At 70.9% G+C, this 22,216-nt stretch carries 22 protein-coding genes; 13 read left to right on the forward strand and 9 right to left on the reverse strand.

Annotated features, from left to right (window positions below; translation table 11 throughout):
* The 4 genes from CACI_RS11810 to CACI_RS52275 form a co-directional block, all read right to left on the reverse strand.
* Positions 1–639, reverse strand: a complete 639-nt coding sequence (locus CACI_RS11810; RefSeq protein WP_012786582.1) for a hypothetical protein — start codon at positions 637–639, stop codon at positions 1–3.
* Positions 640–773: 134 nt separating this feature from the next.
* Entirely contained in the window at positions 774–1,535 is a 762-nt protein-coding gene (locus CACI_RS11815; protein WP_041540170.1) for an ABC transporter permease, read from the reverse strand.
* A gap of 382 nt (positions 1,536–1,917) precedes the next feature.
* The gene (locus CACI_RS11820) at positions 1,918–2,595 is read right to left on the reverse strand and encodes an ABC transporter ATP-binding protein (protein WP_012786584.1); all 678 of its coding nucleotides are present in this window, start codon (positions 2,593–2,595) and stop codon (positions 1,918–1,920) included.
* Positions 2,592–3,377 (reverse strand): GNAT family N-acetyltransferase, encoded by a 786-nt coding sequence (locus CACI_RS52275; protein WP_049871550.1) that lies wholly within the window; start codon positions 3,375–3,377, stop codon positions 2,592–2,594. Before CACI_RS52275 ends, CACI_RS11820 begins: the two co-directional genes overlap by 4 nt.
* A 65-nt stretch (positions 3,378–3,442) precedes the next feature.
* Between CACI_RS52275 and CACI_RS11830 the strand changes: the two genes are divergently transcribed.
* The 7 genes from CACI_RS11830 (at position 3,443) to CACI_RS11860 (ending at position 12,112) form a co-directional block, all read left to right on the forward strand.
* Positions 3,443–4,834: a replication-associated recombination protein A gene (locus tag CACI_RS11830; RefSeq protein ID WP_012786586.1), complete on the forward strand. Its 1,392-nt coding sequence runs from the start codon at positions 3,443–3,445 to the stop codon at positions 4,832–4,834.
* A gap of 119 nt (positions 4,835–4,953) precedes the next feature.
* On the forward strand, positions 4,954–5,379 hold the full coding sequence (locus CACI_RS11835; RefSeq protein ID WP_012786587.1) for a DUF948 domain-containing protein: 426 nt from the start codon (positions 4,954–4,956) through the stop codon (positions 5,377–5,379).
* 7 nt (positions 5,380–5,386) lie between these two features.
* Positions 5,387–5,689: a hypothetical protein gene (locus CACI_RS11840; RefSeq protein ID WP_012786588.1), complete on the forward strand. Its 303-nt coding sequence runs from the start codon at positions 5,387–5,389 to the stop codon at positions 5,687–5,689.
* Between the two features lie 107 nt (positions 5,690–5,796).
* Complete coding sequence (gene alaS, locus CACI_RS11845; RefSeq protein ID WP_012786589.1) at positions 5,797–8,466, forward strand: alanine--tRNA ligase; 2,670 nt, start codon at positions 5,797–5,799, stop codon at positions 8,464–8,466.
* Between the two features lie 223 nt (positions 8,467–8,689).
* A complete protein-coding gene (gene ruvX / locus CACI_RS11850) occupies positions 8,690–9,205 on the forward strand; it encodes a Holliday junction resolvase RuvX (RefSeq protein ID WP_012786590.1) in 516 nt (171 codons plus the stop codon).
* Complete coding sequence (locus CACI_RS11855) at positions 9,205–11,280, forward strand: endolytic transglycosylase MltG (RefSeq protein ID WP_012786591.1); 2,076 nt, start codon at positions 9,205–9,207, stop codon at positions 11,278–11,280. Before ruvX ends, CACI_RS11855 begins: the two co-directional genes overlap by 1 nt.
* A gap of 10 nt (positions 11,281–11,290) precedes the next feature.
* Positions 11,291–12,112 carry a shikimate dehydrogenase gene (locus CACI_RS11860; RefSeq protein ID WP_012786592.1) on the forward strand — a complete coding sequence of 274 codons (822 nt, stop codon included), beginning with the start codon at positions 11,291–11,293 and terminating at the stop codon, positions 12,110–12,112.
* Between the two features lie 25 nt (positions 12,113–12,137).
* Here CACI_RS11860 and CACI_RS47690 read toward each other — a convergent pair whose 3' ends face one another.
* On the reverse strand, positions 12,138–12,989 hold the full coding sequence (locus tag CACI_RS47690) for a class I SAM-dependent methyltransferase (protein ID WP_395994333.1): 852 nt from the start codon (positions 12,987–12,989) through the stop codon (positions 12,138–12,140).
* Positions 12,990–13,050: 61 nt separating this feature from the next.
* On the opposite strand from CACI_RS47690, the gene CACI_RS52280 reads away from it, so the two are divergent.
* On the forward strand, positions 13,051–13,638 hold the full coding sequence (locus CACI_RS52280) for a hypothetical protein (protein WP_063643528.1): 588 nt from the start codon (positions 13,051–13,053) through the stop codon (positions 13,636–13,638).
* Between the two features lie 47 nt (positions 13,639–13,685).
* Positions 13,686–14,267 (forward strand): TetR/AcrR family transcriptional regulator, encoded by a 582-nt coding sequence (locus tag CACI_RS11870; RefSeq protein ID WP_012786594.1) that lies wholly within the window; start codon positions 13,686–13,688, stop codon positions 14,265–14,267.
* 18 nt (positions 14,268–14,285) lie between these two features.
* On the opposite strand, the gene CACI_RS11875 is transcribed toward CACI_RS11870, so the two are convergent.
* The 4 genes from CACI_RS11875 to CACI_RS11890 all read right to left on the reverse strand — a co-directional run bounded on the left by CACI_RS11875 (position 14,286) and on the right by CACI_RS11890 (position 18,784).
* A complete protein-coding gene (locus tag CACI_RS11875) occupies positions 14,286–16,100 on the reverse strand; it encodes a serine/threonine-protein kinase (RefSeq protein WP_012786595.1) in 1,815 nt (604 codons plus the stop codon).
* Between the two features lie 62 nt (positions 16,101–16,162).
* The gene (locus CACI_RS11880) at positions 16,163–17,125 is read right to left on the reverse strand and encodes an ABC transporter ATP-binding protein (protein ID WP_012786596.1); all 963 of its coding nucleotides are present in this window, start codon (positions 17,123–17,125) and stop codon (positions 16,163–16,165) included.
* A 5-nt stretch (positions 17,126–17,130) separates the two neighbouring features.
* Positions 17,131–17,997, reverse strand: a complete 867-nt coding sequence (locus CACI_RS11885; protein WP_012786597.1) for an ABC transporter permease — start codon at positions 17,995–17,997, stop codon at positions 17,131–17,133.
* Complete coding sequence (locus tag CACI_RS11890) at positions 17,990–18,784, reverse strand: ABC transporter permease (RefSeq protein WP_041540171.1); 795 nt, start codon at positions 18,782–18,784, stop codon at positions 17,990–17,992. The genes CACI_RS11885 and CACI_RS11890 overlap by 8 nt, the downstream gene beginning before the upstream one ends.
* A 154-nt stretch (positions 18,785–18,938) precedes the next feature.
* Here CACI_RS11890 and aroC point away from each other — a divergent pair, with 154 nt between their 5' ends.
* Genes aroC through aroQ form a run of 4 tightly spaced genes read left to right on the forward strand, consistent with a single transcriptional unit; the run spans position 18,939 to position 22,214 of the window.
* On the forward strand, positions 18,939–20,168 hold the full coding sequence (aroC, locus tag CACI_RS11895; protein ID WP_012786599.1) for a chorismate synthase: 1,230 nt from the start codon (positions 18,939–18,941) through the stop codon (positions 20,166–20,168).
* Complete coding sequence (locus CACI_RS11900) at positions 20,165–20,665, forward strand: shikimate kinase (RefSeq protein ID WP_012786600.1); 501 nt, start codon at positions 20,165–20,167, stop codon at positions 20,663–20,665. Before aroC ends, CACI_RS11900 begins: the two co-directional genes overlap by 4 nt.
* Positions 20,662–21,774: a 3-dehydroquinate synthase gene (gene aroB / locus CACI_RS11905; RefSeq protein WP_012786601.1), complete on the forward strand. Its 1,113-nt coding sequence runs from the start codon at positions 20,662–20,664 to the stop codon at positions 21,772–21,774. Before CACI_RS11900 ends, aroB begins: the two co-directional genes overlap by 4 nt.
* Positions 21,771–22,214, forward strand: a complete 444-nt coding sequence (aroQ, locus tag CACI_RS11910) for a type II 3-dehydroquinate dehydratase (RefSeq protein ID WP_012786602.1) — start codon at positions 21,771–21,773, stop codon at positions 22,212–22,214. Before aroB ends, aroQ begins: the two co-directional genes overlap by 4 nt.
* Positions 22,215–22,216: the final 2 nt, after the last annotated feature.

Here is a 22,216-nt window from a genome sequence, read left to right on the forward strand (position 1 = left end):
TCACTGCCCGCCGCTGGCGGCGCCGGCCGGAACGGTGATGGTCCCGGTGAAGACGTCGAAGTACATCGCCGCGGCCACGCCGAGCCCGACGACGCCGAGCACCAGGGCGCCCCAGGTCAGGACGCGCACCCAGACCGGCGCCTGCTGCTTGGCGGCGAACGCGCCGAGGAACAGGGCGGCGGCGGCGATCACCACGGCGGCGATCGCGAAGCCCATGCTGACGAACGCCTGCTTGTGCCACACGTCGGTGTAGCGCTGCTTGATGATCGCGTCGGCCTGGGCGTTGGCGGTGTTGATCTGCCCGATCAGGGACTGCCGCTGCGAGAGGATGTCGCCCAGCCAGTTCCCGCCGAGCGAGGTGATCGCCAGACCCGCGGCCGTGACGGCGGCCGCGCCGGAGGCCACGATCGAGGCCGAGCCGGAGGCGGGGGAGTCCTGGAAGCCATAGGGCTCCACGTCGTCCTCGGCGCCCTCGACGAGGTCGTCCTCCTCGACGAGCTCCGCGACGATCTCAGGCGTCTCGTCGGCGTGGCGGTCGTCCTCGGCGGAGGCGTCGACGACGACAGTGGTCGCCTCGGCCTTCTCAGCCTCGGCGTCCCCCACGCGGTCGGTGCTGTCGGTGCTGCTAGGAGTAGTCATGGGAGTGGAGCTTAGGCATGTCAGCCTGAGAGAGCGATTAACGCCCGGCTGCGATTGAGGGTCGGACAGGGGGCACTCCCCGCCGGCAAGCCCTACCCAGCCGCGATGACCAGGTGTTCTACGCCCCCACAGCACTACCGCAATTGGTGTGCCGGCGTAAACAACATCCGCTGCCCCAGCTCCGCAGCCGCCAAAGCAGCCATCAGAGCAGCCGCCAGCAACATGTACATCACGACAATCTGGTACCGGATAGCCACCTCCGGCGACACCCCCGCCAGAATCAACCCGGTCATAGCCCCCGGCAGACTGATCAACCCGACCACCTTGGTGGAATCCAATGTCGGAATCAGCGCCGTCCGCAACAACTCCCGCCGATGCGGCGCAAAGGCAGCAGTGGCACTGAGCCCCAACGAAAGCCGCGCCTCAATAGCCGCCCGCTGCCCCCGAACCTCCGCCACCATGCGAGACAACGTCACCCCCGTAGCCGCCATCGACCCACTCACCACCATGCCCCCCACCGGCACAACAACCCGCGGCGTGCTCTGAATGACGCCGAACACCATCAGCACCCCCATAGTCACCGCCGCCGCGATAGCCACAGCAGCAGTGGCGACATACCGAGAGTGCCTCAGCCCCCTGCCCCGCCGCCCCGCAACCTGACCAGCGATGACCACCATGACGGCCAACCACGCGAAGCCACCCGGCAGTCCCGCATGCTCGAAGAGGAAGAGCAACACGGCGCCAACCAGAAAGAGCTGAACCCCCGCCCGCACAGCAGCAACAACAACTTCACGAGCCAGCCCAAGCCGCTGCCGCCACGCAATAAGCACCGCAACACCGACAAGGCTCACCGACAGCGCGACGCCGGTCCACTCGGGCACCGCGGGACTGCTCATGCCGCGATCTTAGGGGGCTGGTGCGACATGGTTCGGCGACCGGCGACCGGCGACCGGCGACCGGCGACTGGCGACTGGCGACCGGCGACCGGCGACTGGCGACTGGCGACTGGCGACTGGCGACTGGCGACTGGCGACTGGCGACCGGCGGGCGGCGACCGGCGGGCGGCGAAGGTCGGGCGGCGGGCAGCGGGCGGCGAAGGTCGGGCGGCGGGCGGCGGGCAGCTGCCGTGGCGGCGATGTCAGTAGTGTGAGGTATCAATATAAAAGGGGCGAAAATGTCCTAACACAATGGCATCCGGCCCGCGCGCCGCCTCAGCCCGCCGACTCCGAGCCCTGCCTCCGCCTACCGATCCGAGCCGACCCCACCCGGAGCCCCACCTCAATCCGCCCCACCCGCACTCACATACCTGACCCCCGCAACCGGCCCGCTCTCCACCAGCCGCCCCTTCCGCAGCACCAGCGCGTCGTCGGCCATGCGCCGCACCTGCGCGGCGCTGTGGCTCACCAAGATCGCGGTGAGGCCGCCGCCGAGCAGGCCGCACAGGGTGTCCTCCACCGCTGCCGCGGCCTCTGGGTCCAGTGCGGATGTCGGCTCGTCGAGCAGCAGGACGTCCGGTCCGACCGCCAGCGTGCGGGCCAGGCAAACGCGCTGTCCTTCGCCGCCGGACAGGCCTTCGGTCGGCCGGTCGTGGAACTCCGGTGCGAGTCCTACCCGCTTCAGCAGCTCGAGCGCCTCGTCATCCGTCAGCTGCGGCGCCCCGACGCGCAGCTCCTCTCGCACCGATGCCGTCACCAGCACGGGCCGCTGCCCGACCAGGCCGACCCGTCGGCGCAGCGCGAGGACGTCCAGGGTCTCCAGTGCCGCGCCGTCGAGCAGGACGGTGCCGCTGTCGGGGTCGTCGAGGCGGTTGAACAGGCGCAGGAGAGTCGTCTTGCCCGCGCCGCTCGGGCCCACAAGGGCGGTGCAGCGGCCGGGGGCGATGGTCGCGGTGACGTGGTCGATGATGCGGTGTCCGGCGCGTTCGACGCACACCTCGCGCAGGTCGAAGCGGCTCACGCCGGGAGCCTGCCGCTCTTCATGCGGTGCGTCGTGCGGAAGCCCAGGCGTGCGTAGATGCGGCGGGCGGGTTCGTTCGGGTGCCAGTGGCCGAGGGCGCAGAAGGCGTCGCCGTTGGCCAGCGAGCGGCGGGTCAGCCATGCCGAGACCGCCGCGCCGAGTCCTTGGCCGCGTGCCTCCGGGCGCGTGCCTATCGATGCCAGGTACCCGTTGCCGCCCTCGCGCCGGCAATACGCGCCGCAGGCCAGCAGCGCGCCCTCAGCGTCGCGCACCACGCCCCACGCCTCGATCCCCTCCCAGCCCGGCTTCGCCGAGTGCGAGGGGTTCGCCACCTTCAGGAAATCGCCGATCTCGGCGTCGGCCTCGGCGGAGGGCATCATCTCCGCCACCCGCTCCTCGCCTGGTAGCGCCGGCAGCTCGACGCCCCACGCCGGGTCGAATGCCATGAAGTCCCAATGTTCCAATTCCGCGGCGGCGAGCGGACCCAGGTCCGTCTCGCGCGGGACGCTGAAGCCGTGCGGGGTGCGCGGCAGCTCGGCGAGCGCGTGGTCGAGCAGCGCGCGGGCCGTCTCCGGGGCGCCGACCACGGTCAGCCAGTCGACCAGCCCCGGGCCGTCCGCCGAGCCGCCGAAGGCGAAGCCGCCGTCGGGGGCGATGAAGGCCACGCCCTGCTGGGCCAGCGATTCCTCGGGTGCGGCGTCCGAGCGCAGCAGGTAGTCCGTGCCCGCGACGGCGAACAGTTCGCCGACCGCCTCCGTGCGCCGTATCACTGGTTCGGTCATAGCGATCATTGTGACGGACGGCTGTGACGGACGGCTGTGTCGGTACGGGGCGCTAAGGTCGTGACGTGGAGCAGCTGGACTTGTTCGAGGAGGCGGGCACCGAGAAGGCCAGGAACGCGGCCCCGCTCGCGGTCCGCATGCGCCCTCGTGTCCTCGGCGAGATCGTCGGCCAGAAGCACCTGCTGCGGGCCGGCTCCCCGCTGTGGCGGCTGGTCGAGACCGGAGACGGCGTGACCGTGCCGTCCTCCATCCTGCTCTGGGGTCCGCCGGGCACCGGCAAGACCACCCTGGCCTACGTGCTGGCCAACGCCACCGAGCGCACCTTCGCCGAGCTGTCCGCGATCAACGCCGGCGTCAAAGAGGTCCGCGCCGTCGTCGAGCGCGCCAAGCGCGAGCTCGGCATGTACGGCCGCGAGACCCTCCTGTTCCTCGACGAGATCCACCGCTTCTCCAAAGCCCAGCAGGACTCCCTGCTCCCCGCCGTGGAGAACCGCTGGGTCACCCTGGTCGCCGCGACCACCGAGAACCCGCACTTCTCGATCATCTCCCCGCTCCTGTCCCGCTCCCTGCTGCTGACCCTGCAGCCGCTGACCGAGGACGACGTCCGCGAGGTGATCCACCGCGCGCTGGAGGACGAGCGCGGGCTCGACGGCAAGGTCGCGCTCCCGCAGGACTCCGAGGAGCACCTGCTCCGCATCGCCGGCGGCGACGCCCGCCGCGCCCTCACCGCGCTGGAAGCCGGTGCGGCCGGGGCGCTCGCGGCGGCCAAGGGCGACGGCCCGGCCGAGCTGACCCTGGAGATCATGGAGCAGGCGGTCGACCGCGCCGCCGTCCGCTACGACCGCGACGGCGACCAGCACTACGACGTCGCCAGCGCCTTCATCAAGTCGGTCCGCGGCAGCGACGTGGACGCCGCCCTGCACTACCTGGCCCGCATGGTCGACGCCGGGGAGGACCCGCGCTTCATCGCCCGGCGCCTGGTGATCTCCGCCAGCGAGGACATCGGCATGGCCGATCCCAGCTCGCTGCAGGTGGCCGTGGCCGCGATGCAGGCGGTGTCCTTCATCGGCTGGCCCGAGGCGCAGATCACGCTGGCGCACGCGGTGATCCACCTGGCCCTCGCGCCGAAGTCCAATTCCGCGGTGAAGGCCATCGGCGCGGCGCTGGAAGACGTGCACAAGGGACTGGCCGGTCCGGTCCCGCCGGGCATGCGTGACTCTCATTACTCCGGAGCCCAGACGCTCGGCCACGGAAAGGGCTATATCTATGCCCACGACGTCCCCGGCGGCGTGGCGGCACAGCAGTACGCCCCCGACACCGTGAAGGACCGCCGTTACTACGAGCCCACCCGGCACGGCGCGGAGGCCCGCTACTCCGACGTCTACGACCGTGTCAGAGCCTTGCTGGAGGGCGCCGGCGCCGCCAAACCACCGGGCGCCGAGACCGAAGCCTCCTGACACGCCGACGCCGCACCGCCGCCGGAGCCCGGTGCCTGACACCTTCCGCCGCGCGATAAGGTGCTGTCTCCAAACGTAAAGCGTTTCGTCAATACCGATAACAACTCAGGGAGTCCCTGGTGTCCGCTGGCGCGATTGTCGGACTGATCTTCGCGATCTTCTTCGCGATCGGAGTGTGCTTCTTCGCCTTCGTCCTGGTCCGCGTGGCCGAAGTGCTGAAGGAGACGACCAAGCTGGTCGCCGGCATCACCCAGGAGACCGTCCCGATGCTGAACGAGATCACCGACACGGTGAAGAACGGCAACGCCCAGCTGGTGAAGGTCGACGCCATCACCGACAACGTCGCGACGATGTCGAAGAACGTCTCCGGCCTGGTCGGCACCGCCACCTCGGCGATCGGCGGACCGCTGGTGAAGGTGGCCTCCTTCAGTTATGGGGTGCGCGCGGCCATCACCTCGCGCAAGAATGAGGACGTGGCCAAGCGCGTCAAGGCCGAACTGAAGGCGGACCGCAAGGCCCGTCGCGCCGACAAGAAGAAGGGATGACGGTCTGATGTTCACAGGAACTGTGCGCCGCCTCTTCTGGGTGTCCATGGGCGCGACCGCCGGAGTGCTGGTCTTCCGCAAGGTCACCGCCACCGCCAAGGAACTGACCCCCGCGGGCCTCGCGGACCGCGCTGCCATCTCCGGCGGCGGTCTGCTGGACTCGGTCAAGGAGTTCTTCGAGGACGTGCGCGAGCGGGCGCACGACCGCGAGGAGGAGCTCAACGTGGCGCTCGGCATCGACGTCCCCCCGACGTCGACAGACCGTGACCCGGAAGGTGACGGTTTCTCCAAGAAGGCGCGAGCTATTTAGGGCCGGTCGCCCCACCTGGCCGACCCGGCCCACCCCGACGCCCCGTCACTCGCGGCGCCAGGGTTGCTGCCCCGGCGCGCCGCATTCCCAAGAAGGCTGACAAGCTCATGGAATCCGCGGAGATCCACCGCCGCTGGCTCGACTTCTTCCAGAAGAAGGGCCACACGGTCGTCCCGTCGGCGTCGCTCATCTCGAACGACCCGACCACCCTGCTCACCATCGCGGGCATGGCCCCGTTCAAGCCGTACTTCCTCGGCGAGCAGCCCGCGCCCTGGCCGCGCGCGACCTCGGTCCAGAAGTGCGTGCGCACGCTGGACATCGAAGAGGTCGGCAAGACCACGCGGCACGGCTCGTTCTTCCAGATGTGCGGCAACTTCTCCTTCGGCGACTACTTCAAGGAGACCGCCATCCCGATGGCGTGGGAGCTGTGCACCACGCCGGTCTCCGAGGGCGGCTTCGGCCTGGACCCGGAGAAGATCTGGGTCACCGTCTACCTCGACGACGACGAGGCGGAGGAGATCTGGAAGAAGGCGGGCTTCCCGGCCGAGCGCATCCAGCGCCTCGGCATGAAGGAGAACTACTGGTCGATGGGCGTGCCCGGGCCCTGTGGCCCGTGCTCGGAGCTCTTCTACGACCGCGGCCCGGAGTTCGGCGAGGCCGGCGGCCCGGCGGTGAACGACGAGCGCTACATGGAGTTCTGGAACCTGGTCTTCATGCAGTTCGAGCGCGGCGCGGGCGGCGACAAGGGCGGCTTCCCGATCCTCGGCGAGCTCCCCAGCAAGTCCATCGACACCGGCCTGGGCCTGGAGCGCCTGGCGACGATCCTGCAGGGCGTCAACAACCTGTATGAGATCGACACCTCGCGCGCGATCCTGGACAAGGCGGCGTCCATCGCGGGTGTCACCTACGGCCGGGACACCAGGACCGACGTCTCGCTGCGCGTGGTCACCGACCACGTGAAGACCGCGACGATGATGATCGGCGACGGCATCACCCCCGGCAACGAGGGCCGCGGCTACGTGCTGCGCCGCCTGATGCGCCGCGCGATCCGCAACATGCGCCTGCTCGGCGCGCACGGCGCGACCATCAAGGACCTCGTCGAGATCACCATAGGGGCGATGGGCCAGGCCTACCCCGAGCTGATCGCGGACGCCTCGCGCATCGTCGCGGTCGCGGTCGCCGAGGAGACCTCCTTCCTGCAGACGCTGCGCACCGGCTCGGCGATGTTCGAGACCGTCGCGGACGAGGCGAAGGCCTCCGGCAGCGCGGTCTTCTCCGGCGACCAGGCGTTCAAGCTGCACGACACCTTCGGCTTCCCGATCGACCTGACCCTGGAGATGGCGTCCGAGGCGGGTCTGAGCGTCGACGAAGAGGGCTTCCGCCGCTTGATGAAGGAGCAGCGGGACCAGGCGAAGGCGGACGCGCGGGCGAAGAAGACCGGCCACGCGGACATGTCGGCGTACCGGGAGCTGCTCGACGCGGCGGGCCCGTCGGCGTTCACCGGCTACCACGAGGTCTCCTCCGAGGGCCTACTGAAGGCGATGCTGGTCAACGGCCAGGTCGGCAGCTCGGCCAAGCCCGGCGACGAGGTGGAGCTGGTCCTGGACCGCACCCCCTTCTACGCGGAGGGCGGCGGCCAGCTGGCCGACCACGGTCTGATCCGGCTCGGCAACGGCGCGCTGGCCGAGGTCGTGGATGTGCAAAAGCCCGTCGGCGACCTGATCGCGCACCGGGCGATCGTGCGCGACGGCGAGGTTGTGCTGGGCGCCGAGGCGTGGGGCGAGGTGGACACCGCGCGCCGCGCGGCGATCTCCCGCGCGCACACCGCGACGCACATGGTTCACAAGGCGTTCCGTGAGCTGCTCGGCGAGACCGCGACCCAGGCGGGTTCGGAGAACTCCCCCGGCCGCTTCCGCTTCGACTTCGCCTCCCCGGGCGCGGTCCCGCACTCGGTGCTGGCGGACGTCGAGCAGCGGGTCAACGAGCTGCTGATCGACGACCTGTCGGTCACCGCGCAGGTGATGAGCCAGCCCGAGGCCAAGGCGATGGGCGCGATGGCGCTGTTCGGCGAGAAGTACGGCGACCGGGTCCGCGTGGTCTCGGTCGGGGAGTGGGCGCACGAGCTGTGCGGCGGCACGCACGTGGACAACACCGGCCGCCTCGGTCTGGTGAAGCTGCTGTCCGAGTCCTCGATCGGCTCCGGCGTGCGCCGCGTCGAGGCGCTGGTGGGCACCGACGCGTACAACTTCCTCGCGCGCGAGCACGTCCTGGTTTCGCAGCTCGCGGAGGTCGTGAAGGCGCGCCCGGAGGAACTGGTCGAGCGGGTCGGCGGCATCATGACCAAGCTGCGGGACGCGGAGAAGGAGATCTCCGCGCTCAAGGCGGGGCAGCTGCTGCAGATCGCGGGCTCGCTGGTGGACGGCGCGAGCGACGTCCACGGCGTCGCGGTGGTCACGCACCAGGCGCCCGACGGCGCGTCCGCGGACGATCTGCGCAAGCTCGTGCTGGACGTGCGCGGCCGGCTCGGCACGCGCCCGGCGGTGGTCGCGGTCGCGGCCGCGGCGGGGGAGCGGCCGGTGGTGGTCATCGCGACCAACGAGGGCTCGCGCGGGCTTGGTCTGAAGGCGGGCGAGCTGGTGCGCTCGGCGGCCAAGACGCTCGGCGGCGGCGGAGGCGGCAAGGACGACGTCGCGCAGGGCGGCGGCACCGACGCCACGGCCATCCCGGCGGCGCTGGAGGGCGTCGGCAGGGCGGTGGCGGAGAAGGTGGCCGCGTAGGCGTTTCGAAACGCCGCCAGACGGCTTTCCGGCCCGGGATCGATCTTCGATCCCGGGTCCTGTCACGGATCTCGTCACCCACGGTGATTCGTGTCTTGTCATACCGTGTCCGGCACGTCGGTTATCGTCCCCGGAGGCGACAGCAGAGGCCGGAACCGGGTACGGTCACGGACGCGTCACGGTTGGCGTGGCCCGTACCCGGACGGAAGGAGGACCGCGGATCATGGAACAGCCGGAGGTCCCGGATCCGTCCCCGCGAAGCGAGATGCGCCGCGGTGTGCGCCTCGGCGTCGACGTCGGCACCGTCCGGATCGGCGTCGCCTCCTGCGACCGCGACGGCTTGCTCGCGACCCCGGTGGAGACGGTGAAAGCCGAGCCGCGCCGCGCCTCCCTGGACCGGCTGGCCGCGCTGGCCGCCGAGTACGAGGCCTTCGAGATCGTGGTCGGCCTGCCGCGCTCCCTGTCCGGCGGCGAGGGTCCGGCCGCGGCCAAGATCCGCGCCTACGCGCGCGATCTGGTGCGCCGCCTGGGTCCCGGGACGCCGGTCCGGCTCGTCGACGAGCGTCTGTCGACGGTCACCGCGACCCAGGGTCTGCGCGCATCCGGGGTCAAAGCCAAGAAAGGCAGATCGGTGGTAGACCAGGCTGCCGCCGTGGTTATCTTGCAGAACGCACTTGATGCCGAACGGATGTCCGGACGTCCGCCCGGCCTGATGGTCCAGCTGGAGGACGGCAACTGATGAGCGACGGCGATTGGCGATACGGGGGCGACGCGCCTCAGGGGCGGGGCCGCCGGAGGGCCGATGCGCAGCCGTCGGATCCGTATGGGGAGGATCCGTCGTACGGCCAGCAGGAGCAGCAGGGCCAGCAGCAGTCCGGGTACGACCAGGGCTACGGCCGGCAGGGCTCGTACGGACAGCAGCAGGGCTACGACCAGAGCCAGCAGGGGTACGGGCAGCAACAGCAGGGTTCTTACGGTCAGCAGGGCTACGCGCAGGGGCAGCAGGGTCAGCCCGGGCAGCAGCCCGGACAGCAGCGCGGATACGGGCAGCAGGGACAGCAGAGCCCGCAGGTTCCGCCGCAGGCTCAGCCGGGTCCGCAGTCTCAGGGCCAGCCCGGGCAGCAGCGCGGCTACGGCCAGCAGGGCGGCTACGGCGGCCAGGCGCAGCAGGGCGGCGGCACGCGCGGCTACGGCCAGCAGCAGCCGCAGGCGCAGCAGTACGGTCAGCAGCAGGGGCAGCCGGGCTACCAGCAGCCCGGCGCCGGCGCTGGCGCCGGCTACGGCCAGCAGGCGCCGCAGGGTTACGGCCAGCCGCAGGCGGGCCAGCCGGAGGCGGCGGGCGGTACGCGCGGACGCCGCGCCTCACGGCCCGGCCCGAAGGTCGTCCAGAGCGAAGTCATCGACCCCTACGCGCACCAGTCGCAGGACCCTTACGCCGCTGGCGGCACCGCGACGGCGGCCGACTCCTATGGCGACGACGGCTGGGGCGACACCGGCGCGGCGGCGCCCGGCGGCGAGGGCTACGCCGAGCAGGCCAGCGGCAGCTGGGAGGAGGGCGGCCGGGGAAGCCGGTCGCGCGGCGGTTCCCGGGGACGCGGCAGCCGCGGCCGGCGCGCCGCCGAGGAGGAGTACGCCGAGGGCGGCTACGACCAGGCCGGCTATGACCAGAACGGCGGCGGGGACTGGAACGACGACGGGTTCTTCGAGGACCAGTCGCCACGGCGCCGGGGCGGCAAGCTGCGCGCCTGGGCACCGCTGTTCGTGCTCGTCGGCATCCTGAGCCTGTTCGGCGGCTGCATGTACGCCGGCTACTCGTACTACAAGGGCAAGTACGGTCCCGCCCCCGACTACACCGCGGCGGCGAACTGCCCGGCGACCGCGAAGATCCCGGTGGACGTCCCGCGCGGCGCGACCGGCCAGCAGATAGCGAACGCGCTGTTCAGCGCCGGTGTGGTGAAGAGCGCGCGGGCGTACGTCAACGCCGCCAACCAGAACCAGGGCTCCTCCGGTATCACCGCCGGAACCTACGCGCTCTGTCCGCAGATCTCCGGCACCAACGCGGTGCTGGAGCTGTTGAAGAAGTCGAACCTGTCGGACGCCTCGCAGATAATCGTGACCTCCCACGAGTGGTCGAAGGACGTCATCGCCAGCCTGATCAGCAAGCGGAAGTGGAAGCAGGCCGACTTCGACGCCGCGATCGCGAACAACACGATCGGGCTGCCGGCGTGGTCGGTGGACTCCACGAGCCACAAGTTCACCGCCGAGGGCATGCTGGAGCCGGGGACGTACTCGATCACGTCGTCCGACTCGCCGAAGAGCCTCCTGACGCAGATGGTCGCCAACCGGATGACGTTCCTGAAGAACATCAACTTCGAGACGGCTGCCGCGAAGGTGACCTGCGGGACCGTGAAGTGCACGCCGGAGCAGGTGCTGACCGTCGCCTCGATCGCCGAGGGCGAGGTCACCGACCCCAACGACGGCGCCAGCGTCGCCGAGGGCGTCTACGCGCGTCTGAAGGCCGGCGACTACCTCGGCGTGGACTCCACCGCGCTGTACTTCATCGGGCACCTCCCGGCCGGCCAGCTCCCGTCCGCCAAGCAGGTCCAGGACGCGAACAACCCGTACTCGACCTACGCGCCGCACCACGGTCTGCCGCCGACGCCGGTGTACATCACGTCCGACGACATGATCAAGTCCGCGCTCGCACCGACCCACGACGGGTACTACTACTGGTGCGTCACCGCCACCGGCACGAACTTCTACACCAAGAGCCAGCAGTCGCAGCGCGACAAGGCCTGTTCCACCTCACAGTGAGGAACCCGACCTGACCCGCCACGCCGCCGTCCTCGGCTCCCCGATCGCGCACTCGCTGTCCCCGGTCCTGCACCGGGCCGCCTACGCCGCGCTCGGCCTCACCGCCTGGACCTACGACGCGCACGAGGTCGACGAGGCGTCGCTCCCGGACTTCCTGTCCGGGCTCGACGCCTCCTGGGCCGGCCTGTCCCTGACCATGCCGCTCAAGCGCGCGATCATCCCCCTCCTCGACGAGGTCACCCCCACCGCCCGCGCCGTCGAGGCGGTGAACACGGTCCTCCTCGCCCCGAACGGCTCCAGGCAGGGCACGAACACCGACGTCCCCGGCCTGGTCAACGCCCTGGCCGAAGGCGGCGTGACCGACGCGGCCTCGGCAGCCGTCCTCGGCGCGGGCGCGACGGCGTCCTCAGCCCTGTCCGCCCTGTCAGGCATCGCCAAGGCCGAAGTCGAGGTCTACATCCGCAACCACGCCCGCGACACCGAGGTCCACGCGATCGCCGATGCGGTCGGCACCGCCGTGCGCATCCGCGACTGGACCGAAGCCGCAGCGGCGTTCGACTGCGAACTGGTCATCGGCACCACGCCGGTCGGCGCGACGGACGACCTCGCGGAGTCGGTCCCGACAGCTCCAGGCACACTGTTCGACGTGCTGTATCACCCGTGGCCGACGCCGCTGGCCGCCGCCTGGGCGGATCGCGGCGGTGCGGTACTCGGCGGGCTGGACCTGCTGGTCCACCAGGCGGTGCTGCAGGTCGAGCTGATGACGGGGCGCGCGCCGGCGCCGTTGGCGGCGATGCGGGCTGCGGGAGAAGCGGCGCTGGCTGGGCGGTGACTGGGCGGTGATCGGCTGAACTTGTTCAGCCTTGGCGCATCGGTGTTGTTGTTCCTGTCGCTGTCGCTGTCGCTGTCGCTGTCGCTGTCGCTGTCGCTGTCGCTGTCGCTGTCGCTGCTGCTGCTGCTGCTGTGGCGGTCACCGTCACGGTCGCGTATTCGACCACGAACTCGCCGCCGACCGCATCAACTTCGGCGCCGATCGCTTCCTGCAACGCGGCGACGGTTCCGCGCGGCAGGAGCGCATGGCCGCCGAATGTCGGGAACAGGTCGAGCCACTCGGCGCGGGTATACGTGCACTGCCACTCGTCGCGCCAGTGCTCGAGCTGCTCGAAGCCGGCGTCGTGCAGGCGATCGGCGGTGCTCGCGAGCAGCGGGGCGTAGACATCCTTACCGGCCCGCGCACCGTGCTGGTACATCGGGTGTTCGGGCAGAAGCTCGGCGTAGACCTGCGCGAACGCCTCGGCAAGCTGCGGCGGGAGCTGAAAAGCGTTCCAGAACAACGCGATCCGACCGCCAGGCCGCAGCACGCGCGCAGCCTGCTCGACCCCCGCCACCGCATCGACCCAATGCCAGGTCATACCAGCGGTGAGCAGGTCGAAGACACGACCGCCCGGCTCCCAATCCTCGAACCGCGCCACCTCGACAACCACCCCCCGCCCCGCCGCGAACCCCGCCATCCGCGCATCCGGCTCGACCCCCAGGACGGCACAACCAGCGGCCTGAAGCTGCCGCGCGACAATGCCAGTCCCGCAGCCGACATCCAGCACACTCCGACCGCCGCCCCGCCCACCGACAATGCGCTCGATGAGCTCGCGCGGGTAGCGGGGGCGCGCGCGATCGTAGCGGTCGGGGTCCTCGCCGAAGGATGCGGAGATCGCTCTGCCGGGGTCGGAGGTGGGCCCGGGTGCCGGGCTGCCGAGATGCGAGGGCGGTTCAGTGCTCGGCTGGCTGCGCTGCGAGGTGGTGCTGGCGGGCTCGGAGGCGTTGCCGCCGACATGCGAGATCGGCTCGGCACGCGGCTGGCTGCGGCGCGAAATGGTGCTGACCGGCTCGGGCGCCGGACTGCCGACGTGCGAGGTCGGCTCGGCGCTTGGCTGGCTGCGCTGCGAGGTGGTGCTGGCGGGCTCGGGCGCCGGGCTTCCGAGATTCGAGGTCGGCTCGGCACTTGGCTGGCTGCGCTGCGAGGTGGTGCTGACCGGCTCGGGCGCCGGGCTTCCGAGATTCGAGGTCGGCTCGGCACTTGGCTGGCTGCGCTGCGAGATGGTGCTGACCGGCTCGGGCGCCGGTCCGCCGGTTCGCGTGCTCGGCTGGCTGCGGTGCGAAATGGTGCTGGCGGGCTCGGGTGCCGGGCTTCCGAGATGCGAGGTCGGTTCGGTGCTGGCGGGGTCGGAGGCGGGCCTGTCGGGTGCGGGCTTCGGCGTTGCATTGGTGGGCTGTGTGGTGAGGTCGCCGTGCTCATCGTTCGACTCGCAGGGCTGCTCACCGGGGGTGTCTCGAGCTATAGTGACCATGTGCCCACTCTAGTGGGCGCGTGCCCACTCGTCCATTGTCCGTTGAGGGGATCTGCTGCTGTGCCGACTGGCGTTGCCATTCGTGATCCGCGTGAGCAGCTTTTTGGTGCCGCTGAGCGGGTTCTGCTTGCTGGGGGTCCGGCGGCTTTGACCAGTCGGGCGGTTACTGAGGAGGCCGGGGTTGCCAAGGGGGTGCTGCATCGACACTTTGCCGACTTCGATGCCTTCCTTGCCGACTACCTCATCGACCGGGCGCGGCGGGTGGGGGAGCAGGATGTGCGGTTGCGGGCGTGCGCTGGGCAGGGCGATCTAGCTGACAATCTGGCTGAGGCGCTGACCGCGTTCTTCGGCTCGGTGGCTCAGTACGTGTTGGTGCTCGTGACCTTCCGCGATGGTTTGCGTGCCCGGCTGCGGGCGGCTGGCGTCCCAGGGCTGCCGGTGCTGACCGAGGGCACTCGTATGGTCGCCGGCTATCTGGAGGCTGAGCGTGATCTTGGGCGGCTTCCCGCCGTGCTCGACACCGACCTCAAGACCCTGATGCTGGTGGGGTCGGTGCAGCTGGCTGCCGCCGGGCGCGACGACGAGGCGCCGTCCTTCAGTGAGGTGCGGCGCGTCGTCGTTGAGGCGTTGGGGTTGGGGTAGGCGAGCGTGGAGAGGGGCTCAGTCGCTGGTCGTGGGGTCGCTGCTGCTGTCACTCGGTGTGCACGTGATGTCCACCCGTCCGGCATCGGCCGTGCCGCCCGGCATTCCTGGCGCGGTCCAGGTGATCTCGACCTCGCCCGACAGATTCTGCTGGTCGTCCGACATCGCGAAGGTCTGGGGGTTGGAGCCGTTGTGTGCGTTCACCACGCCGCTGCCGGTGACGCTGTCGCCGGTCACGCGCCAGTGGTACGTGATCGCCACCGTGCCGCTGCTCGGCAGCCCCGAGACGTTGAACGTCACCGTCGCCGTCGGCGGCTCTGGAGGCGGGCACGGCCCGCTGTACGTGCCCTTCGTCATGCCCGCGCTGGCCGAGATCGTCACCGTGACGCTCGACGACGAAGGCGGTGCGGTGCTCCCGCCGGGCCCGGTCGGGCGCGTCGGGGGCGGCAGCTGCGACGGCGGAATCGACTCGTTCGGCGGCGATGTCAGGGGGTTCAACGTCGGCAGCGGCACGCTGATCGCGGTCGCCGTCGTGGCCAGGGTCGAGCCGGGAGAGGTCTCGCTCGTCGAAGTGGTCGGACCGCCGGTCGTCGTCGCCGAGGGCGTACTGCCCGTGCTGTTCACACCCGGTGTCGGCGCCACCCCCGCGGCGCCCGCCGAAGAGCCGCCGTCCGTTGACGAACCCTGGCCGGAATTTGCCGATGTGTTTTCGCCGGGCGGCCTGACCGCCGCCTCGCTGTGCTTCCCCGGAGACAACGCGGCCGCCGCCACAGCGACGCCGACCACTGCGACCACGGCCGCAGCGATTCCGGCTTTGGTCCGGCGGCCCATCGCGGCGCCAGCGGGACTGTCGGTACCAGTGACACCCACGCCGCCAGCGACGGCACCCGCAGCACCCGCGCCGCCAGCATCCTCCGCAGGCAGCGCCGCCACCAAGGCGGCCAACTCCCCCCGCCCCCGCTCCTCCCACTCCAACCCGAACGCCACGACCGCAGCCGCGTCCACCTCGGCGAGAAACGCCTCGGCCGAAGCCGGCCGCTCCTCTGGAGCCTTCGCCAACCCCTGCGCCAGCAACGGCGCCAACGTCTCCGGCGCATCCCCCACGGGTATCGGCGCCGCCCGATGCATCGTCTGCAGCTCGAACACCGACTCCGCCGTGTACGGCACACGCCCCGTCAGGCACTCGAAGAAGGTCGCCGCGGCCGCGTAGACATCCGTCACGAACCCCGGCGTGGCGCCCTCCCACAGCTCCGGCGCCATATACGACGACGTCCCAGCCGCCGGCATCATCGCCCCGGTCCGCGCCGCGAGCCCGAACCCGCCGACCTTGACGTCCCCCTCCGGGGTGATCAGCACGTTCGAGGGCTGAAAGTCCCGGTGCGCCACCCCGGCCTCGGCCGCCGCGCCCAGCCCGAGCAGCGACCCGCGCAGCACCGTCAGCGCCGCCTCCGGGGGCAGCGGACCCGAGATCGCGAGCACCCTCCGCAGTGCTGCGCCCTCGACCGCCTCCGTGACCAGCGCCAGCTCGGTCCCGGTCGGCGACGGCACGACCTCGCGAACCCGCACCACGTTCGGCTGGTCCAGCTCGGCCAGCCGCTCGGTGTCCTGCCATAAGTGGTCGCGGAACGCCTCGTCCGAACACACCCGCGCGCCGGGGTAGGTGATCACGACCCGGGCGCCGCTCGCGTCGTGCACCGCTTCGACGGTCAAGCCGGCGTCCCCGGCGTCCCCGCCACCCCCGCCACCCCCGCCGTCCCCGGCGACCACCCCAGCGGCTTCCCCGGCGCCGAGTACCCGGATCCTGGTGTATCCGGGAACGGTCCATCCGGCCATCGCGCCTCCCAGATAAGTCGTTGCAGTTCAGCGGCCTCGCCCGACAGTGCGCGGTTACCGTATCAGCCTGTGTACAGGTTGCGGATAACTTCTTCGATGTCTGCGTCCCTGATCGAGACGTCCAACAACTCATAGCGCGCCGCGATCGCGGACACCAGAGCCGCCGCGTTCGCCTCCGCCGGGAACGTCAGCCACTGGCGCGGGCCGTCCACGCGCGCCACCGTCGCGCCCGGCACGTCGATCGCCGGACCGGGCTCGGCGAGGTCCACGACCAGCGTCCGGTCCGCCGCGAACCGGGCGCGTAGGGCGTCCAGATCGCCGTCATAGGCGACGGTCCCGTGGTCGATCACCACCACCCGGCGGCACAACCGCTCGATATCGTCCAGGTCGTGGGTGGTCAGCACGATCGTTGTGCCCTGCTCCCGATTCAGCTCGGCCAGGAACTCGCGGACCACGGCCTTGCTGGTGACGTCCAGCCCGATCGTCGGCTCGTCCAGGTAGAGCACGGCCGGGTCGTGCAGCAGCGCGGCGGTCAGGTCGCCGCGCATGCGCTGGCCGAGGCTGAGCTGGCGCACCGGGGTGTCGAGCAGCGGCTCCAGCTCGAGCAGGGCGACGTAGCGCTTGAGGTTGGCGGCGAAGCGGGCCTCCGGGACCGCGTACATCCGGTGCAGCAGCGCGAAGGAGTCGCGCAGCGGCAGGTCCCACCACAGCGTCGTGCGCTGCCCGAACACCACGCCGATGCGCCGGGCCAGCTGCTTGCGGTCCCGGATCGGCTCCAGTCCGGCGACCCGCAGCGTGCCGGCCGAGGGGGACAGGATGCCGGTGAACATCTTGATCGAGGTGGACTTCCCGGCGCCGTTGGGCCCGATGTAGCCCAGCAGCTCGCCCTCGGCGACGGCCAGGTTCAGGTCGCGGACCGCCTCGACGGTGGTCCGCTCCCGTTTCAGGCGGCCGGCCTTCTTGCGCAGCGTGTAGGTCTTCGACAGGTTCTCGGCTTCGATGATGGGTCGGGATACAGAGTTCACGGCGGTCAGCTCCCGGTGGATCGGTGGTGGCGCAGGGCCTGGCGCCAGGCGAGCAGGGCCAGACCCCACAGGGCGGCGGCGAACAGCGGTCCGGCGAAGCGGAGGAAGGAGGGCGTGCCGAGCGGGTCGGCGTGGTCCAGGACGTAGAGGGTGGGCTGCCAGTTCACGTAGGCCAGCGGCAGGCCGAACGTGAGGAACAGCATCAGGTTGCGGCCGTACAACGCCAGGGGATAGGAGGTCATGTACTGACCTCCATAGGTGATGCTGTTCATCACCTCCGAGGCGTCCGCCGCGACGATCTGGAACGCGCCGACCAGGATCCAGATCGCCCCGAACACCGCGACCCCGACCAGCAGCGTGTAGGGCACCATCGCGACGCGCAGCAGCGTCCAGTGCACCGGCGCCTTGGCCAGCCCGACGGCCAGCGCCGTGTACGCGGGGACCAGCGGCGCGAGCCGGCGTGGCGTGAACTGGTCGGCGAACACCTGCGGCAGCACCCCGACCGGCCGGATCAGCAAGCTGTCGAAGGTGCCCATGCGGATGCGCACGGCCAAGTACTCGGTGCCGGTGAAAAGCAGGTCGCTGGTGTAGAACGCGGCCTGCGCAGTCCCATAGAGGTAGAGCGCCTCGGGCAGCGAGAAGCCGCCGATCGCCTTGACGTTGCCGAACACGACCAGGATGCCGAGCAGCTCCAGGCTCGCGGTCAACGCGCTGTTCACCATGGTCAGCGCCATCGACGCGCGGTACTGCATGGCCGAGCGCGCCCAGAAGCGGGCGGTCCAGGCGTAGGTCGCCACGGTTCCTGGCGTGCGCTGATCGAAGCGCTTCTCGTAGCCGCTTTCCAAGCGGTTCTCCAAGCGCGGCTCAGCCACCCTGGACCACCACCCGGTGCCGCGCCCGCCGCGTGATCAGACGCCCGGCCAGCAGCAGCGCCACGGCCCACCCGATCTCGAACAGATACGCCCCGCCGATCGCGGCGCCGGTCCGCTTGCCCAGGAACACGTCCGCCGGCAGCTGCACCAGCGAGGCCCACGGCAGCATCCGCGCCAGATGCCCCAGCCAGGCCGGGAACAGCACCAGCGGCACGATCATGCCGCCGAGGAAAGAGGTGAGGACGTTGGCCAGCCCGGTCACCCCCTTCTCGTCCAGCAGCCAGAACGCGGACATCGCCGCCAGGTAGCGCAGCGCGAAGCTCACGATCGTCCCGAGGAACACCGCCACCAGGAACGCAGCCCACACCCGCGGATCGGCGGGCACATGCAGATGGAACATCAACGCCCCGACTATGAAAGGCACCACACTGCGCCCCAGCAGCCCGAACGCGGCGCGCCCCAGATCGTTCGCGAGCCAGTAGGCCTGGAAGTCGACCGGCCGGAACAGATCCGTCCCGATGTCGCCGGACCGAATGCGCGCGGGAATGTCGAGCCCATTCGTCAGCAGCGACATCGGCCCGATCATCGCCTGCGCGAGAAAGACATAGGTGAGCGCATCAGCCAGCCCATAGCCGCCGATGCTGGGCCGCTGCTTCCACACAGCGGTCATGATGAACGCCTTGATGACGCCGAACACAGTGTTGGCCAGCACGCCGCCGAGCAGCGCGCCACGATAGGTGAGGTAGCGACGGAAGGCCTGTCGGGTGATGAGGGCATAGACGACCAAGGGTCCTGTCCTTCCGGGGGCGAACTTGGCACTGTGCCAGCGGCCGCGCGCGGGGTGCAACGGGATTTGGCGGGCGGTCCGCCCGCCGCGCACCCCGGCGTCCGAACCCCGAACACCGTCCGGCTCGCCAGGCGAGACGTGGAAGAATCGCACCATGTCGCTACGCTGGCTCACCGCAGGGGAATCCCACGGTCCCGCCCTCACCGCGGTCCTCGAAGGACTGCCGGCCGGGGTTGAGACGTCCACCAAGGCCATCACCGACGCTCTCGCGCGCCGGCGGCTCGGCTATGGGCGCGGGGCGCGCATGAAGTTCGAGGAAGACCAGGTGGCCATTCTCGGCGGGGTGCGGCACGGGCTCACGCAGGGTGGGCCGGTGGCCATTCAGGTGGGGAACACCGAGTGGCCGAAGTGGGAGACCGTTATGGCGGCCGATCCGGTCGATCCGGAGGTGCTTCAGGCGCAGGCGCGCAACGCGCCGCTGACGCGCCCGCGGCCCGGGCACGCGGACCTGGCCGGGATGCAGAAGTACGGCTTCGACGACGCGCGGCCGGTCCTGGAGCGGGCCTCGGCGCGGGAGACCGCCGCGCGGGTGGCGCTGGGCGAGGTGGCGCGGGACTTCCTGCGGCAGGCGATCGGTGCCGAGATCGTCTCGCACGTGGTCGGTATCGGTGGCGCCGAGTCGCCGCGCGGCGCCGTGCTGCCGCTGCCCTCGGACGTCGACAAGCTCGACGCGTCCCCGGTGCGCTGCCTGGACCCCGAGGCCGAGGCGGCGATGATCGCCGAGATCGACCAGGCGCACAAGGACGGCGACACGCTCGGCGGCGTGGTCGAGGTGGTCGTCTACGGCCTGCCGCCGGGGCTGGGCTCGCACGTGCAGTCCGACCGCCGCCTGGACGCCCGGCTGGCCGGCGCGATCATGGGCATCCAGGCCATCAAGGGCGTGGAGATCGGCGACGGCTTCCTGCTGGCGCGCATCCCCGGCTCGCAGGCGCACGACGAGATGGAGGCCGCGGGCGGCGACCCGCTGTCCGTCCGGCGGCGCACCGGCCGCAGCGGCGGCACCGAGGGCGGCATGTCCACCGGCGAGCTGCTGCGGGTCCGGGCCGCGATGAAGCCGATCGCGACCGTCCCGCGCGCCCTGGGCACCGTCGACACCGCCACCGGCGAGTCGGCCGTGGCGCACCACCAGCGCTCGGACGTCTGCGCGGTCCCGGCGGCCGGCGTCGTCGCCGAGGCGATGGTCGCGCTGGTGCTGGCCGACGCGGTGCTGGAGAAGTTCGGCGGCGACTCGGTGGCCGAGACCCGCCGCAACTACGAGTCCTACCTGGCGAACCTGCCCATCCGCATCGCCGGTCCCAAGCACTCCGGGCAGGCGCAGGCATGAGCCCGGTCGTCGTCCTGGTCGGGGCTCCGGGCTCCGGCAAGTCCACCGTCGGCCGCCTGGTGGCCGAGCAGCTCGGCGTCGGGTTCCGGGACTCCGACGAGGACATCGAGACCGCCGCCGGGCAGCAGATCGCCGAGATCTTCGTCGACCACGGCGAGCCGCACTTCCGCGCGCTGGAGAAGAGCGCCGTCAAGGAGGCTCTCGCCTCCCACGACGGCGTCCTCGCCCTCGGCGGCGGCGCCGTCCTCGACGCCGACACCAGGATCCTGCTCAAGGAGCACCGGGTCGCCTTCCTGGAGGTGACGCTGGCCGACGCCGCGTCCCGGGTCGGCCTCAACCGCGACCGCCCGCTGCTGCTGGGCAACGTGCGCGGCACGCTGCTCAAGCTCATGGACGAGCGGCGTCCTCTGTATGAGGAAGTCGCCGTCCTGACCGTCCGTACCGACCGCGCGCCCGAAGAGGTCGCGGCTGAGATCGTCGAAAGCCTGGGGAAGTGACGAGCGAAACGCGCATCAAGGTCGGCGGAGAACTCCCCTACGAGGTAGTGGTCGGCCACGGCCTGCTCGGCGAGTTGCCCGCGATGATCGGCAGCAAGGCCGCGCGGGTGGCGATCGTGCACCCGCGCGCGCTGGCCGCCACCGCCGAGGCGGTCCGCGACGACCTCATCGAGCACGGCGGCTACCAGGCGCTGACCGTCGAGGTCCCGGACGCCGAGGAGGCCAAGTCCGTCGGCGTCCTGGCCTACATCTGGGAAGTCCTGGGCAAGTCCAACTTCACCCGCACCGACGCCGTCGTCGGCCTCGGCGGCGGCGCCACCACCGACCTGGCGGGCTTCGCCGCCGCGACCTGGCTGCGCGGGGTCCGGGTGGTCCAGATCCCGACCACGCTGCTGGGCATGGTCGACGCCGCGGTCGGCGGCAAGACCGGCATCAACACCGCCGAGGGCAAGAACCTGGTCGGCGCCTTCCACCCGCCGGCCGGCGTGCTGTGCGACCTGGACACGCTGCAGACGCTGCCGCAGAACGACTTCGTGGCCGGCCTGGCCGAGGTCGTCAAATGCGGCTTCATCGCCGACCCGGAGATCCTGCGCCTGGTCGAGGCGGACATCGAGGGCGCCAAGCGGTTCGACGGCCCGCACACCCGCGAGCTCATCGAGCGCGCCATCGCGGTCAAGGCCGACGTGGTCTCCTCCGACCTGAAGGAGGCCGGGCGCCGGGAGATCCTGAACTACGGCCACACCCTCGGCCACGCGATCGAGCGCAACGAGCGCTACCGCTGGCGCCACGGCGCGGCGATCAGCGTCGGCATGATCTTCGCCGCCGAACTCGGCCGGGTCGCCGGCCGCCTGGACGAGGCGACCGCCGACCGGCACCGCGAGATCCTCACCGCGCTCGGCCTGCCGACCGCCTACGACGGCCACGCCTGGCCCAAGCTGCTGGAGACCATGCGCGTGGACAAGAAGTCCCGCGCCGACATGCTCCGTTTCATCGTGTTGGACGGCCTGGCCAAGCCCGCGGTCCTGGAGGGCCCGGACCCGGCCCTGCTGGTCGCGGCGTACAGCGAGGTCGCCGCGGAGCCGAGCGCCAAGGGAGCGGTCGACCTGTGAGCGAGCAGCGCAAAGTCCTGGTCCTCAACGGCCCGAACCTGGGCCGCCTCGGCAGCCGCGAGCCCGACGTCTACGGCGCGGTGTCCTACGCCGGGCTGGTCAAGGCGTGCGAGGCGCTCGGCGCCGAGCTGGGCTTCGACGTCGAGGTGCGCGAGACCAACGACGAGGGCCAGATCGTGCGCTGGCTGCACGAGGCCGCCGACGGCCGCATCCCGGTGGTCATCAACCCCGGCGCCTTCACGCACTACTCCTACGCGATGAGCGACGCCGCCAAGCTGCGCACCGCGCCGCTGATCGAGGTACACATCTCCAATCCGCACGCGCGCGAGCAGTTCCGGCACAAGAGCGTCATCGCGCCGGTGGCCAGCGGAACCATCGCCGGGTTCGGGATCAACTCTTATCTTCTCGCGCTAAGGGCCCTGTCTGAGCTGCCGGAGTGAAC

It is taken from the genome of Catenulispora acidiphila DSM 44928, assembly GCF_000024025.1.
GTDB classification, from domain to species: domain Bacteria; phylum Actinomycetota; class Actinomycetes; order Streptomycetales; family Catenulisporaceae; genus Catenulispora; species Catenulispora acidiphila.